This window comes from Actinotignum schaalii FB123-CNA-2, assembly GCF_000411135.1.
In the GTDB taxonomy this organism is placed as follows: domain Bacteria; phylum Actinomycetota; class Actinomycetes; order Actinomycetales; family Actinomycetaceae; genus Actinotignum; species Actinotignum schaalii_A.
The window spans coordinates 1-13,038 of the sequence record NZ_KE150263.1 but is presented as its reverse complement, the minus strand read 5'-3'; the positions used below and the strand labels follow the sequence as shown (position 1 = coordinate 13,038).

Annotated in this window: 13 protein-coding genes; all 13 read right to left on the bottom strand. The window is 61.1% G+C overall.

Going from position 1 to position 13,038, the window contains the following annotated elements; translation table 11 throughout:
• Positions 1–2 precede the first annotated feature (2 nt).
• Positions 3–692, bottom strand: coding sequence for a helix-turn-helix transcriptional regulator (locus tag HMPREF9237_RS05300; protein ID WP_231366706.1), 690 nt, complete (start codon positions 690–692; stop codon positions 3–5).
• Between the two features lie 331 nt (positions 693–1,023).
• A complete protein-coding gene (locus HMPREF9237_RS05295; protein ID WP_016442702.1) occupies positions 1,024–1,614 on the bottom strand; it encodes an NUDIX domain-containing protein in 591 nt (196 codons plus the stop codon).
• A gap of 48 nt (positions 1,615–1,662) precedes the next feature.
• Positions 1,663–3,303, bottom strand: a complete 1,641-nt coding sequence (murJ, locus tag HMPREF9237_RS05290; protein WP_016442701.1) for a murein biosynthesis integral membrane protein MurJ — start codon at positions 3,301–3,303, stop codon at positions 1,663–1,665.
• Positions 3,300–4,172 carry a hypothetical protein gene (locus tag HMPREF9237_RS05285; RefSeq protein ID WP_081637311.1) on the bottom strand — a complete coding sequence of 291 codons (873 nt, stop codon included), beginning with the start codon at positions 4,170–4,172 and terminating at the stop codon, positions 3,300–3,302. Before HMPREF9237_RS05285 ends, murJ begins: the two co-directional genes overlap by 4 nt.
• A gap of 15 nt (positions 4,173–4,187) precedes the next feature.
• The gene (locus tag HMPREF9237_RS05280) at positions 4,188–5,234 is read right to left on the bottom strand and encodes a copper transporter (RefSeq protein WP_016442699.1); all 1,047 of its coding nucleotides are present in this window, start codon (positions 5,232–5,234) and stop codon (positions 4,188–4,190) included.
• 12 nt (positions 5,235–5,246) lie between these two features.
• On the bottom strand, positions 5,247–6,422 hold the full coding sequence (steA, locus tag HMPREF9237_RS05275; protein WP_016442698.1) for a putative cytokinetic ring protein SteA: 1,176 nt from the start codon (positions 6,420–6,422) through the stop codon (positions 5,247–5,249).
• Between the two features lie 5 nt (positions 6,423–6,427).
• Complete coding sequence (gene recN / locus HMPREF9237_RS05270; protein WP_016442697.1) at positions 6,428–8,143, bottom strand: DNA repair protein RecN; 1,716 nt, start codon at positions 8,141–8,143, stop codon at positions 6,428–6,430.
• Positions 8,140–8,985, bottom strand: a complete 846-nt coding sequence (locus HMPREF9237_RS05265; RefSeq protein WP_016442696.1) for an NAD kinase — start codon at positions 8,983–8,985, stop codon at positions 8,140–8,142. Before HMPREF9237_RS05265 ends, recN begins: the two co-directional genes overlap by 4 nt.
• 34 nt (positions 8,986–9,019) lie before the next feature.
• Positions 9,020–9,856, bottom strand: coding sequence for a TlyA family RNA methyltransferase (locus HMPREF9237_RS05260; RefSeq protein ID WP_016442695.1), 837 nt, complete (start codon positions 9,854–9,856; stop codon positions 9,020–9,022).
• Between the two features lie 17 nt (positions 9,857–9,873).
• A complete protein-coding gene (locus HMPREF9237_RS09495) occupies positions 9,874–10,050 on the bottom strand; it encodes a hypothetical protein (protein ID WP_016442694.1) in 177 nt (58 codons plus the stop codon).
• Entirely contained in the window at positions 10,047–11,063 is a 1,017-nt protein-coding gene (locus tag HMPREF9237_RS05255) for an HAD-IIA family hydrolase (protein ID WP_016442693.1), read from the bottom strand. The genes HMPREF9237_RS09495 and HMPREF9237_RS05255 overlap by 4 nt, the downstream gene beginning before the upstream one ends.
• The gene (locus HMPREF9237_RS09625; RefSeq protein WP_016442692.1) at positions 11,063–11,956 is read right to left on the bottom strand and encodes a hypothetical protein; all 894 of its coding nucleotides are present in this window, start codon (positions 11,954–11,956) and stop codon (positions 11,063–11,065) included. Before HMPREF9237_RS09625 ends, HMPREF9237_RS05255 begins: the two co-directional genes overlap by 1 nt.
• Positions 11,953–12,636: a hypothetical protein gene (locus HMPREF9237_RS05245; RefSeq protein ID WP_155875941.1), complete on the bottom strand. Its 684-nt coding sequence runs from the start codon at positions 12,634–12,636 to the stop codon at positions 11,953–11,955. Before HMPREF9237_RS05245 ends, HMPREF9237_RS09625 begins: the two co-directional genes overlap by 4 nt.
• Between the last annotated feature and the right edge of the window lie 402 nt (positions 12,637–13,038).

Genomic DNA, 13,038 nt, shown 5'->3' with positions numbered 1-13,038 from the left:
ATTTAAACGCTGTTAGCGTGCAGCGTCACCGTGCACACGTGACTCCCCGATGCAATGGTTGCCAACCGCTGCACGGGAACCCCGAGTAGTTCGTGAAAAGCGCGGGTTTCCGCCGCGCATAAAAAGTTATTCTGTGTGGCGACGTCGCGCAGGGGGCAGCGCCCCTGACACAACTGGATCATATGCCGCGGCCCATCCTGGGTACCCGGAACATCGCGAACCGAAGCGGCATAACCATCTTGGGTGAGGGCTCGCGCCAGACGGCGCAACCGTTCCACCGAATTTTCCGTATCCCCAAGCACATCGCGGTAACGAGCGACCAAAGCACGCTCGCGGCGGCGCGCAAATTCCGCCACTCCGGCCTCCCCCAGATTTTCACGCAGAAAATCAAGAGCTGCATTCGCCATGGTGTGATAAGAGGTTGCCCCGGCATTCTGCCCGGCATCCGTTGCCACGTAGTAGCGTGCTGGCCGCCCGGCCCGCGCCTCACGCTGCCCGGGTTTCTCACATTCGGTAATAGCACCCGCATCTTCGAGCGCCACAAGATGGCGGCGCACCCCAGCTGGAGTAAGGATAGCTAAGCGGGCAAGTTCCGTGGCGCTAATGGGTCCGCGTTCCATAATGAGACGCAGAATACCTTCGCGGGTTGTTTCTTCACGGGGGCGGATCTTTGCGCCTTCATCTTCGGACACTTGGAACACCACCCCCGTTACAGTTCTACATCCTCGCCAAGCACGTATGCGCGCCCGGACCACGACCGCAGGTTCTTTCGAATTGAGCACCGCCACTTACCACGCGGTGGTCGACCATATCTAGGACCTCGCCTCCCAATTAAACAACACCAACGTTGCGTAATCTAGTTTGGACAGCCTAACCGGACGGAAAAAGGACCGTTGTTACCGGCGCGGGTCCACACGCCCACACGAGTTACGCTCGTGGCTAAGAGCGGTGCAGAACCGCCGTTGAACCGCTGTTAAACAGCCGTTGAACCGCAACAGCGATCGGCCCGGACCCTCCTAGTCGTTAAGAGCTACGCGCCAGGTAAGCAAGTACCGCTGCCACCAGTTGCGGATTAGCAACTCGCCCGGTCATAATTGCCTCCCGCACCAGGGCTAGCGGCACCCACCGCACCTCAATTTCGGCCTCTTCATCCTCGCGAGCAAAAGCTGCCGCGGCTGGCTCGGGATTACGAGTGAGATAGACCGTGAGCTGCTCGTTAGTGAAACCGGGCGAGGTGTAGAAACGGGTAAGAAACTCCAGTTCCCCGGCGGCATAATCGGTTTCTTCGCGCAGTTCCCGGCGAGCGGCCTCCATCGGATCCTCACCCTCTATATCGAGGATGCCAGCCGGAATTTCCCACAGGAGCGAGCGAACCGGAATCCGATACTGCCGGATAAGCAGTACTTCCTCAGGTGCGCCGTCGCCACTGCCCCGTACCGCAAGCACGGCCACCGCATCGCGGTGCTCCACCCAGTAACGATCCATTCGCGCTCCTACGCTGGGCAGTTCCACCGTATCCTCGTACACGTTAATGAACGGAGACGTGAGCACGTTGCGCCGCTCCAGGAGCCGCATATGCTCGGGGCAGTATTCATCACTCAGACCGTTGTACATAAAATTTCCTTTCCCACCTGCGCGGGCGTGCAGGCCGCAGACCAAGTTTTATGCATTCGCTTCGTCGAAAGCCACGGCAATAGCGGGCATTTCTTGGGTCGACGGCGCCTCCGCGTCACGCGCCAGCCGCAGCGCCCGTCGGTCAACGAAGTAGAGCGCCACTCCCCCGATCGCGAGGGTGAGTGCACCGGCCACGGCAGTTGCTCCCAGGGCACCCAGGGCGCCTTCCCCCCACCAGCGTAGTATCTCGCGCCCGCTGGTATATCCGACCGTGCCAGCTACTACAGCGGCAGGCAGCACGATCCGCAGGGAGTAACCGACACCGCGCAGCGCCCCGGGGCCTACCGCGCGCCGGATCGCGAAAATATGGCCAATACCTCCAACGGTCATTCCCGTGGACATCGCCACACCGATGCTGATGAGCACTTCGGTGCGTCCGTGCACCCCCAGGCCCGCCGCCCCGATAAGAACCACAACGACCATCAGCCACGCCGCCGAATTGACAATAATAACCGCACGAGCTGCCTCCACTGCGTAGAGAACCCGCGACCCATGGTAAATAAAGGCATAGCCGAGGAGTGCGGGCGCCATAGCCAACATGGCAATATCCATATGAGCCACCGGACGCGCCACCGCGAAGAGTGCCTGGGCAGGCTCTGCAACCGCCACCAGCAGTGCCACGCAGAGCAGTCCAATATCAAAAACGAGACGGGAAGAGCGAGCGGTGATCCGAGCCAGACCCGGGCGCCCGGGGATCGCGGCGGCTTCTGCGAGGCGTGGGAAAACCGCGGTGGCGATCGGAACAGCAAGCACGGCGTAGGGCACCATATAGAGCTGGTTCGCGAAAGTGAAAATCGGGTAGGTTCCCACATCACCGCGGGCATTGGCAAAAAGCATGACCGCGATGATTTGGATCTGTTGAGCGAGCAGGCCGGCCAGCCCCGCCGCGCTTAACCGTAGCGCACGGCACCCTACCCCCGGCGGGAAACGGAATGTAGGTCGCAAGCTGATGCGGCGTAGCACCGGGATAAGCTGGGGTAGGGAGAAAACCGCGACCCCCGCCGTGGTACCCCAGGCCAGCACATAGAGGGTCGCCCGAGAAATCCGTGCCGGATCGTGCTGATTACCCCCGGCGAGCTGCGTGAAAATAACGAAAGTAATAATAACCGTGACCGACGAGAGCAGCGGGGCGAGAGCGGGAAGCACAAATTTTTTATGCGCCTGCAACAGCCCCGTGCACACCACCGACAATCCGTAGAGGGGGATTTGCCAGGCGAAAATCCGGAGCAGGGTGGCGGCGAAATCCACGCTGGCTGCCGGCGAGCCCTCCCCCAGGAGCACGTCCATAATCGGCCGGGCACCCAGGGTAACAATCCCCGCAACCGGAATTCCGATGGCAAGTACCCAAGTGAACAAGGCCGAGGCAGTGCGGGATACTTCCGCGGCCAGTGCCTTCGCTAGGAATCCGGAGACCAACGGGATGACCGCGGCAGCCAAGGCACCGCCGGCCGCGATTTCAAAAAGCACATTAGGGACGGTATTCGCCGTCGAATACGCCTCCCCGGCGAGGGAATCTCCCAACGCCCCATTTTGCACCCAGGCCCGCACGAAGCCCATGGCACGCGAGAGCAGGGTAAGAATCGCTATGGTTCCGGCTGCTCCAAGTGCAGTTCCAAGAACTTTTTTCATGCCCGGCCTGCCTGGTCGAGAGCGCGCAGCCACGGGTGGGTTGCGATAACCCGCGAAAATGATATTTTTTCGCTCGCGATATTCAGGGCGACGACGACGCCCAGCGCTCCGCGCCGCACCCAAGGACCACGGCTGGCGAGCGTCCAGCCCAGTGCCGCTCCCACCGCATTTGCCCCGGTATCGCCGAGCATGACCCTACCCGCGAGGTCCTCAGGCAGGCAGGCTGTGCCAGTACCCACGAGAGCCGCGGCAATGGGACCTGCCGGCGGGTAGCTGACCAGGGAGAAGGGAGCCGCGGCTATGAGCGTTCCTTTCCAGGCCCGGCCCGGCGCGAGGTCAAGGAGATTAATAAGATTCGCGGTAGCAGCGATGAGAATGGTGCGTTCGCCGCGCAGCGCGAGCTGCCGCGCGCAAGAACCACTACTACGAGAGCCGTCCACAGTAACCGGGACGCATGAGGCCAGAGCCGCACCGGCCCCAATAATGACTATTTTCAGAGCCCCGGAGGTCAGATGGCCCCGGGAAAGTGCACCGAGGTGGCCGCGCAACCCTTTGGAGGTACGTGAAAATGCACCTTCGTAAAAATCGTCAATATAACCGGCCAGTCCTCCGCTGAGCGCCGCGATTACCGAACCAGCCGAGCTCGTGCCTCCGGAAAGTAGAGCGCCCACCGCGCTTCCGGTAACCGTGCCTGCTACCGCAACCGGGCCTTCCCGCAAACTCACAGTACGCCCGTCCTTAGCGGTACGCTGCCAGGCGGGCGCGGCGCGCCGGGCGAGCAGCTTCTCGGCTGCGCGAGCCGCGGCGAATCCGGCCAGGGCGGCAACGCCCAGGCGCACTTGATTCCTCCAGAAAGCAGAAAGGGTCATGCACCCATGGTACCGTTACTGCCCAGCCGGGGCCTGCCCGCCTTCGGGAGCTTGCCCGCCTTCCGCGGGTGCGGGGGCCGGAGCAGGAGCCTGTTCAGGCTGCGGAGCGGGCGCTGTTTGCGCGGGTGCGGAGGCACTTTGGCGCTCCCCAATCGCGCTATCCGCTCCGGGCGCTACCCCGAGGTGTACGTGGCGTTCATGCAATTCGGCAGCTGCCGCCATGGGAATATTGACATCACCAAGCGCGGTTTGCGCAGAATCCACCGTGGATCCGTTTTTTGCTGAACGCACGGCTCCCAACACCGAGTTTCCGTCTGTTCCCGCACCGACGGCCACGGCCGGGCCCCGCCCGGCAATAGCCGCAAAGGCAGCCTGGTAGGTATCCGTAATATGCGGCGAAGTGGTCGCCTTATCGGCGGGAACCGGTGCGGTCTCAGCCGGATCCGAGGTGATGAAAACAACCACCTCCGCGGCTTCACTCGGAGCAACCGCCACGTCAATCAGCTTATTTTCCGGAGAGGTGAGAAGAGTGATGAGCGTCGTCGCCCCCGCATCTTCCGGCGCAGAGCGTACCACGGTATCCACGGCCGCCCCGAGAATCGCATCCGCGGAACCACCGGCCGGCAAGTCCTTGACATAAGAGCCGAGGTTACCGGAAAGGGTGGAACGGTAGGTAGCGTATTCGGTATCCGTAAAAGCTGGAGCCAGGGTGATTTCACCCGTGATACGAGCCCCGGCCGCGGTCAGGCTCTGCCGGGTTTTCTCCACGATAGCTCCGTCGGCCCCGGCTGCCGCCACGATAGCAACGCGCCGGTTGGTCAGCGTTCCGGCATTAAGTTGCTCGCCGGCACCTAGCAGCGCCGTCGACGCAGCATCAAGCTGTGCCCCGCGTTGATCGAGTTCCACGCGCATCTTGTCACGCGATTCACGCAGGGAATCCACCTGGCCGGTAAGCCCGTGCGCGATGGAATTTTGCAGCGGCCCGGCCCCGAGAATCACTCCGATGGCCAGCGCTAAAAACACCGAGACCAGGGAAACGAGATGATACCTAAAATCAACCATCAGCTAACTTTCCTAGAAGAGATTACGGAACCACTCGGCAAGATCCCCGAGGCGAGTGGTGAGCACGGACAGGAAGGTTTGGCCCGCACCGGTAACGGCCAGGGCCGCGAAGAGTGCAAAAACTCCCGCAAGAATGAGGGCAACGAGCATCCAATTCGAAATCGAGGAACGATAGAGGCGTGAAACACCTTTCGCGTCAATGAGTTTGCCACCCACCACCAGGCGGGTGAGGAACGTTGAGGCCATTCCCGCCCGGCCCTTATCGAGGAATTCCAGAATCGTATTGTGAGTACCCACCGCCACAATGAGCTTGGCGCCTTTGGAATCAGCCAGCAGCATGGCAACGTCTTCGGAAGTCCCGGTAGCCGGGAAGACCACGTGATCCACTCCCAGATCCTCCACCCGCTTCTTGCCGGGTGCGCGCCCATCGCGGTAGGCGTGCACCACCACCTCGGCACCGCAGCGCAACGCTTTATCGGAAACCGAATCCATATCACCCACGATAATATCCGGGGTGTAGCCAAGTTCCAGAAGAGCATCCGCTCCGCCATCCACCCCGATCATGAGCGGGCGATTTTCCCGAATATAGGGACGCAGGGCGCGCAGGTCTTCACGGTAGTCGTAGCCGCGCACCACCACGAGCACGTGCCGGTGCTCCATGGACGTACGGATATCTGGAATTCCCACCCCATCGAGGATGAGTCCCTGTTCTTCGTTGAGATATTCGAGGGTATTGGCGGCGAAAGCTCGCAGTTGCACGGTCATGCCCGCGCGGGCGGCCTCGCTATCACGCGCGATGCTCTGGGCGGTTTGTAAAGTGCCTTCCGCAATAACGCGTCCGCCTGCCACCACGCGTGCCCCATCAATATCGACCCACTGGCCCTCCGAAATATCCATAATTTCTGGGCCGAGGTCATCGATGAGCGGGATACCGGCTTCTTCCAGGATCGCCGGGCCAAGATTTGGGTAGCGCCCCGAGATAGATTTCGCGGCATTGAGCACGGCAACGGGCTGCGCGGCGACAAGGTTTTCCGCGGCCACCCTATCCAGATCCGTGTGGTTAATAATCGCTACATCGCCGGCTTGGAGACGACGAGTGAGATTTTTGGTGCGTGCGTCCACCCGGGCCGGACCGGCCAGGGTGCCTTCCGCAACGACCTTCTTTTTTCGCCATAACTTCGATGCCACAAGCTTTATAGTGCCACACTCGCGGCCTTAAGTAGCTCAGCGGCGTGCGCGCGTGCCACATCGGTATCGCTGCCCGAAAGCATACGGGCGAGTTCTGCTTCGCGTTCCGGCCCCGTGACGTCACGCAGCTCCGTGCGCGCGGTACTTTCTTCAAGTTGTTTCACGACGACGAGTTGGTGCTCGGCATAGGCCGCGACCTGGGCAAGGTGAGTAACAACAATAACCTGGGCACTACCAGCCAGTTTTGCCAGTCTTTTCCCAACGGCAGTGGCAGCACGGCCCCCAATCCCGGCATCAACTTCGTCGAAGAGGAAAGTGTGGCCCCGCTGAGCACGCCGGGCCGCCAATCCCACTTCGAGGGCGAGCATAACTCGCGAGAGCTCACCGCCCGAAGCACCCGATGCGAGCGGGGACAGCGGCGCACCGCGGTGGGCGGCTAGCAAAAAAGTGACGGAATCCGCACCGGCTGGCCCAGGATCCGCGGCGCTGACAGCCACGGTGAAGTGGGCATCGGGCAGCGAGAGCTCGGGAAGTTCCGTTTCCACAGCACGGGCGAGTTCTTCCCCGGCAGCGGCACGCGCGGCACGTAGGGCTGCTCCGGCTTGTTCCATGGCCGTATGAGCGTGCGAAAGCTCCTTCTCAAGACGTTCTAGAGTGGCCGCTGGATCATCGAGGTTCTCTAGACCCGCTCGGGCCTCAGCGGCGGCGCGCAGGATTTCTTCGCCGCTCATTCCCAGCTGTTTGCGCAGCCCGGCCAGTTCGGAGCGGCGCGAATAAATCGTAGAGAGCTCCTCGGGTTGGGCTTGGGTACCACGAGCTAATTCTGCGATATCGGCATAAATATCGTTGATATCGGCTTCGGCATTTTCCAAGCGTTCGCGTAGCTCCCGAAGTTGTGTATTCGGCACATCAGGGCCGCTGAGTTCAAGAACACGCTCGAGTTGCGCGGCCGCGCTACCCAGCGCGGATATGGCTCCGTTTTCGGTGTCGCTCCCGCTCAGTGCTTCGGCAGCCGCGGAGTATGCCCCGTACATTTCCACCGCATTTTCAAGCACCCGGGCGCGCGCCCGCAGAGTTTCTTCTTCACCGGGATGCGGATCGACCGCCTCAACTTTGTCAAGCAAGGCTCGGTAGGCTAAACGCTGTTGAGCAGCGCGCTGTGCACCTGCCTGAAAGGTATCGCGGGCTTCGCGGGCTTCACCGTAGTTTTTCCACGCCTGTTCCCACGTTGTTTTGGCCCGCGTGATCGTTTCACCTCCGAATTCATCGACCGCAGCGCGCTGCTGGCCGGGGTTACCCAACCGAATCTGATCGGATTGGCCGTGCACGGTGACAAGTTCGGCCGCGATATCGGTCAGCACCGCGGTGGGTACTGACCGGCCTCCAACAAAGGCACGGGAACGCCCCTTCGCGGGAATATGCCGAGCAATAATCACAGCAGCGGTATCGCCTTCAACGTCATACCGCCCCCCTGCCTCGGCGATACGTTCCAGCAACGGGGAAGTCGCGTCCACGAGAAACGTTCCTTCCACTTCCGCTTGGACGGCCCCGGCCCGCACCCGTGCGGGATTCGCTTTAGCTCCGAGAAGCAACGTAAGGGAGGTCACCGCCATAGTTTTTCCCGCCCCGGTTTCCCCCGTTAGTGCGGTGAGCCCGCGAGATAGATTAAGCTCGGCTTCCGCGATAACACCGAGATTGCGGATACGTACCTGTTCGATCATTCCCGTACCTCACGCTCGCGCCAGCCGCGCACCGGCAGGTGGAAGCGCGCCACCAGACGCCCGGAGAAAGGGGTTTCATTCAGTCGGGCGAGCTTGACGGGACGCTCCCCCCGCACCGCGGTAATCACGGTCCCTTCAGGTGCGACGAGCCGGCGCCGTGAATCGCAGGAAACCATCGCCTCATCACGCAAAACCCGTACTTCCAAGGTTGAGTAGGGGCTCACCACCAGAGGACGGGTGAAAAGCGCGTGAGCGGCCACCGGGGTGAGAAGAAGTGCTTCCACGCTGGGCCATACCACCGGTCCACCCGCCGAAAAATTGTAGGCAGTAGAACCGGTGGGCGTGGAGAGTAGCACCGCGTCGGCTTTGAAAGCAGAGATTTCGCGCCCGTCCACACCGATAGAAGCTTCGATGAGACGCGAATTAAAAGCCTTTTCCACCGATACTTCGTTGAGGGCCCACTGGACGTTACAGGAGCCATCCGGGCGCTGCACATGCACATCAATGGTCATTCGTTCGGAAATAACCCAATCGCGCGCGGCAATCCTTTCCACGACGGCAGGGAGCTCATCAGGTTGAGCTTCGGAAAGAAAACCCATATGCCCGTAGTTAATACCGAGGATGGGCACGCCGGTACTACGTCCTAACTCAGCCCCGCGCAAAATCGTGCCGTCCCCACCCATGACGAGGATGAGATCCGCATTGCGGGCACCCGCCAGAGTTTCACTGGTATCCACCCGTACGCCGCGGTCTTCTAGGGCGACAATCGCATCGTGAGCGGCGCGCTCCATCTGCGGTGGTAACGTGCGATTGACGACCAGGGCGACTTTTGGTTCTGCCATCGAATGCCTCCCCTCTCCCAGGTATCCTACCCCGCTACCGCGCTGGCCGTCCTTGCCCCGCTGGTCCAGCTTTCACCGCGGCCCGGACACTTTCTTCGAGGTTCTCGCCAAGCTGATCAATAGCATTTTTCTTCATATAAAGAAAGTATTCAACGTTCCCCGCCGGTCCAGGAAGGGGCGAAGGCGCGATCGCTTGCAGGCCCAGCCCTGCGGCACGGGCGGAAAGGGCGACGTCGCATACCGCCTCAACGTGGTACTCCGGGTTTCGTACCACCCCGTGCGCACCGATTTTTTCCCGACCCACCTCGAATTGAGGCTTGACCATAAGCAAAAAATCGGCCGTTGGCGAACTCGCCGCAGCGAGCGGGGCAACGAGGAGCCGCAAAGAAATAAAAGATAGATCCCCCACAACCAGATCAGGCGCGGGGGCGACCGCCGCGGGATCCAGGGTGCGCACATTCGTGCGTTCCAGCACGGTGACACGAGGGTCTTCACGGAGCTTCCAGGCCAGTTGGCCGTAGCCAACATCCACGGCAACCACGTGGGCAGCACCGCGCCGCAGCAGCACATCGGTAAATCCACCCGTGGAAGCGCCCGCATCCAGGGCACGGACTCCTTCCACACGCGGGCCGGCGTCTCCGAGATAATCGAGGGCTCCCAGGAGTTTATATGCTCCGCGGGAGACGTAACGATCCTGAGCCGCTTCTTTCACCAAAAGCGCCTGTGCCGGATCCATCTGTCGAGCGGGTTTCGTTACCTCAGCTCCGTCAAGGAATACCTGACCTTCACGAATGAGCACCGCAGCATCCTGGCGAGAGCGCGCGAGCCCGCGCCGGACAAGTTCCGCATCAACGCGCCTTAAACGCCCCATAGGCTCGCCTTTCTGATTTAGAGCCGCGCCCGGGATAAGCGCCGACCGAGTTCGGTGTGAATCGCCTCCAACTGTTCAATCTGTTCGGGCAGATCGAGTTCGTTGAGATTCTCCAAGGCGGCTTCAATATTGAGCGGAGCGCTCGGCAACGGTACCGTTGCCTCCGGCGCCGTGGCTCTTTCCTGGTCCGTCATCGCCGCTCCACGATGATCTCCTCGAGCGTGACGTTCCCCTCCAGCCCGCGATCTCGGGCCTCCCATACCGCGTGCACCGCGGCCCGGTAAGTATCCAGCCCCAAATGTGGCCCGCATCCATCGGAGGTGACCAAGCGGGCCGCTGCGCCGTCGTGTCCCTCCTCAACCTGTGCCCAGGATGTGCCTGCCACCCAGCGTTCACCTTCCCGATGAATCTCCGGGTAGTCCTCGTTGAGGACCCGCAGATCATCACCGAGATAATCGGGGCGTTCTTCCTGTGCAGCCAGCATAATATCGCGAGCAGAACTCACTCCGGTAAGCACGTGGAGACTGGCGATACCTGCGGCACGCGCTCCACGAATATCGGTATTGAGCCGGTCACCAATAGCGAGAGGATGGCTGGCGCCGAGCATATCCATCCCAATGGCAAAAATCGCAGGATCGGGTTTGCCCGCGGAGAGTGGTTGCACCCCGGTGGCGTTAACTACTGCAGCCACGAGGGATCCGCAACCGACCATAAATCCACGCTCCATGGGCAGGGTGGCATCGAGATTCGTGGCCACGAAAAGGGCGCCGCGGCGAATGGCCAGGGCGACTTCTGAAAGCGCTGCCCAGTCAATTGTCGGGTAAAACCCCATAATGACCACGTCGGGGTTATCATCCGCGGATGATACCGGAACGAGGCTAGTTTCACTCACCGCACGATGCAGACCGTTGCCCCCGATAACGAGGGCTTTTGCGCCGGCAGGTACTCGCGACACGGCGAGCTGCGTACTTGCCATTGCAGAGGTAAGCACCGTTGATGCCGGGGCTGAAATTCCCACTGTTGCGAGGTGCGCGGCGACTTCTTCCTGGGTGCGCGAGGCATTATTGGTGAGGAAAAGCGGGCGCATACCAGCAGCGATGGCGCGTCCGTAGGCATCGGCAGCGTGAGGGGCCGGATCGGTGCCGAGGTAAACGACACCGTCCAGATCGAAAATCGCGCCGTCAAAATGGGATATCAGGCTCACCATTATTCTTCTTCTGATTCCTGCTCGGAGTCCGTCTCCGAGTTTACCTGCGCCTCGGCCTCAGCTTCGTGCGCCACTTCATGTTCGGCTTCGGCTGCACACGTCGGTTCACTCTCGGATGTCGTATCAGACTCAGCTAGTGCCCCGGCCTTATGCTCCACTTCCGATGCCTGTTCCGCTTCCGTTTCCGCGTCTTCGTTCGTCTCGGTTTCAAAATCGGGCACGTCTGTTGTCTCGGACTCAGGCTCGTCCGCGGTGAAAAGCTCGACTTCGCCTTCTGCATTGTAGACCGGATTCCAGCGCGCACGCAGATCTTCGGCCTCCTCCACGCGTCCTAGTTCTTCGAGACGATCTGCCTTAATGAGCTCAACGCGGGCGCGTAATTCTTCATCAAGGTTCTCAACCTTGATTTTCTCCAGGACGGCCAGTCCGGCCTCGGAATCCCCCGCGTCCGCACGGGCGCCGGACGTCACCAGCGCCAATTCGAGCGTGGTGGCGGTATTGAGCCGCTTGAGCGGAATTTCAGCAATAAAGGCAAGAGCCTTTTCAGGCCGCCCCAATCCGCGCTCGGAATCAGCCTCAAGGGCCACATGCGAGTAATCATCGGTCATGCGCCGATAGGTGCGCAGTTCACGCAGAGCTTCGGAGTACCGGCCGGTCAAGTAGGACGTCAATCCCAGTGCCTCACGCACGATGTCGATGCGCGCGGCGTGCCGGTAGGCTGCTTTCGCGTGCTCGTAGGCGAGTTCCGGGTTCTGATCCATCATGGATCCGGCATAAACCAGATGCCGCGCCACGTTCTCGGACACCGCTGGCGCGAGAACCTTGAGTTTACGACGCGATTCCGCCGCGAGATCCTGTGCATTAACCGTTTCCGGAATAAAGGGATCTTTCACGCCGCGGCTGCGGCGGTCATCACGCCGGCTTTTATCTTCTTCGCGATGTCCACCACGTTCGTCACGCCTGTAGCTATCGCGACGGCGCTCATCACGGCGCCGGCCATCCTGCCGGTGGTTGTCACGCCGGCGCTCACCGCGATCAAACTGCTGCTTGTCGTCATACTGGTCGCGGCGCCCGTAGTTGTTATTATCACGGGGTTCGTTTTCGTTGGTACGACGACGATCTTCGCGCCCGGAACGCTCATTATAACGATCATCACGCCGCTCCCCGAATCGCCTGTCCTGGCCCCGGCGATTATCGCGCCACTGGCCACCCCGTCCGCCGCGCCGGTCGTAGCGGCCTTCACCGCCGCGATCCCAGGAACCTCGGGATTCGCGCGATTCACTCGAATCCCTGTCATTCCAATCGCGCCGGTATCCACGATGGTTGTCACGGTCACGTCGGTTGTGGAATCCACCCTTCTGTCCGCGTTCGCCGCTACCATCGTGGAATTCACCCTGACGGTTCCACGAAGAGCGCCGGGAACCACCATCGCGCCCGCCACGGGAATCTCGCGATTCCCAGGAGTCACGGTCGTGGCCGCGATCATAACGACGGCCACTACGTCGGTCCCCTTGGTGACGGTTCCAGTTTTCTTCTCGATTATCCCGACGCCGTGGGCCTCCGCGGCGGTCATTCCAGGCATCGCGGGGATCGCCCGAATCGCGGGTCGCGCCGCCCTCTCCATCGTGCTGCGAGGGTTCGCGCCGTTGCCGCGCGGACCGCCATTGTCCTTTCGGACGGTCGTCTTCGGAGCGCTCTTGGCTCCACTCTTCGTGGTCAGACATTTCATTCCTCGCAGTTCGATTGTTAAGAATCACGATGCTGTGCTTATTTTAGGCCGACTCCAGCTCGGCCGCGCGCTGAGCTTTGAATTTTTGGCGCGCAGAGATTAAAAAGTGTGGGGTGTGTACTATGCCTACCAAAAAGACATAAACACACCCCACACTCTAAAAAACATGGCGGCAGCAACCTACTCTCCCACACCCCACCGAGTGCAGTACCATCAGCGCAAACAACCTTAGCTACCGGGTTCGAA

What these genes read in the sequence shown, in the direction of transcription:
- HMPREF9237_RS05295 (WP_016442702.1), bottom strand. Translation starts at nt 1,614, where the DNA reads ATGTACAACGGTCTGAGTGATGAATACTGCCCCGAGCATATGCGGCTC.
- murJ (WP_016442701.1), bottom strand. Translation starts at nt 3,303, where the DNA reads ATGAAAAAAGTTCTTGGAACTGCACTTGGAGCAGCCGGAACCATAGCG.
- HMPREF9237_RS05285 (WP_081637311.1), bottom strand. Translation starts at nt 4,172, where the DNA reads ATGACCCTTTCTGCTTTCTGGAGGAATCAAGTGCGCCTGGGCGTTGCC.
- HMPREF9237_RS05280 (WP_016442699.1), bottom strand. Translation starts at nt 5,234, where the DNA reads ATGGTTGATTTTAGGTATCATCTCGTTTCCCTGGTCTCGGTGTTTTTA.
- recN (WP_016442697.1), bottom strand. Translation starts at nt 8,143, where the DNA reads ATGATCGAACAGGTACGTATCCGCAATCTCGGTGTTATCGCGGAAGCC.
- HMPREF9237_RS05265 (WP_016442696.1), bottom strand. Translation starts at nt 8,985, where the DNA reads ATGGCAGAACCAAAAGTCGCCCTGGTCGTCAATCGCACGTTACCACCG.
- HMPREF9237_RS05260 (WP_016442695.1), bottom strand. Translation starts at nt 9,856, where the DNA reads ATGGGGCGTTTAAGGCGCGTTGATGCGGAACTTGTCCGGCGCGGGCTC.
- HMPREF9237_RS09495 (WP_016442694.1), bottom strand. Translation starts at nt 10,050, where the DNA reads ATGACGGACCAGGAAAGAGCCACGGCGCCGGAGGCAACGGTACCGTTG.
- HMPREF9237_RS05255 (WP_016442693.1), bottom strand. Translation starts at nt 11,063, where the DNA reads ATGGTGAGCCTGATATCCCATTTTGACGGCGCGATTTTCGATCTGGAC.
- HMPREF9237_RS05245 (WP_155875941.1), bottom strand. Translation starts at nt 12,636, where the DNA reads ATGACCGCCGCGGAGGCCCACGGCGTCGGGATAATCGAGAAGAAAACT.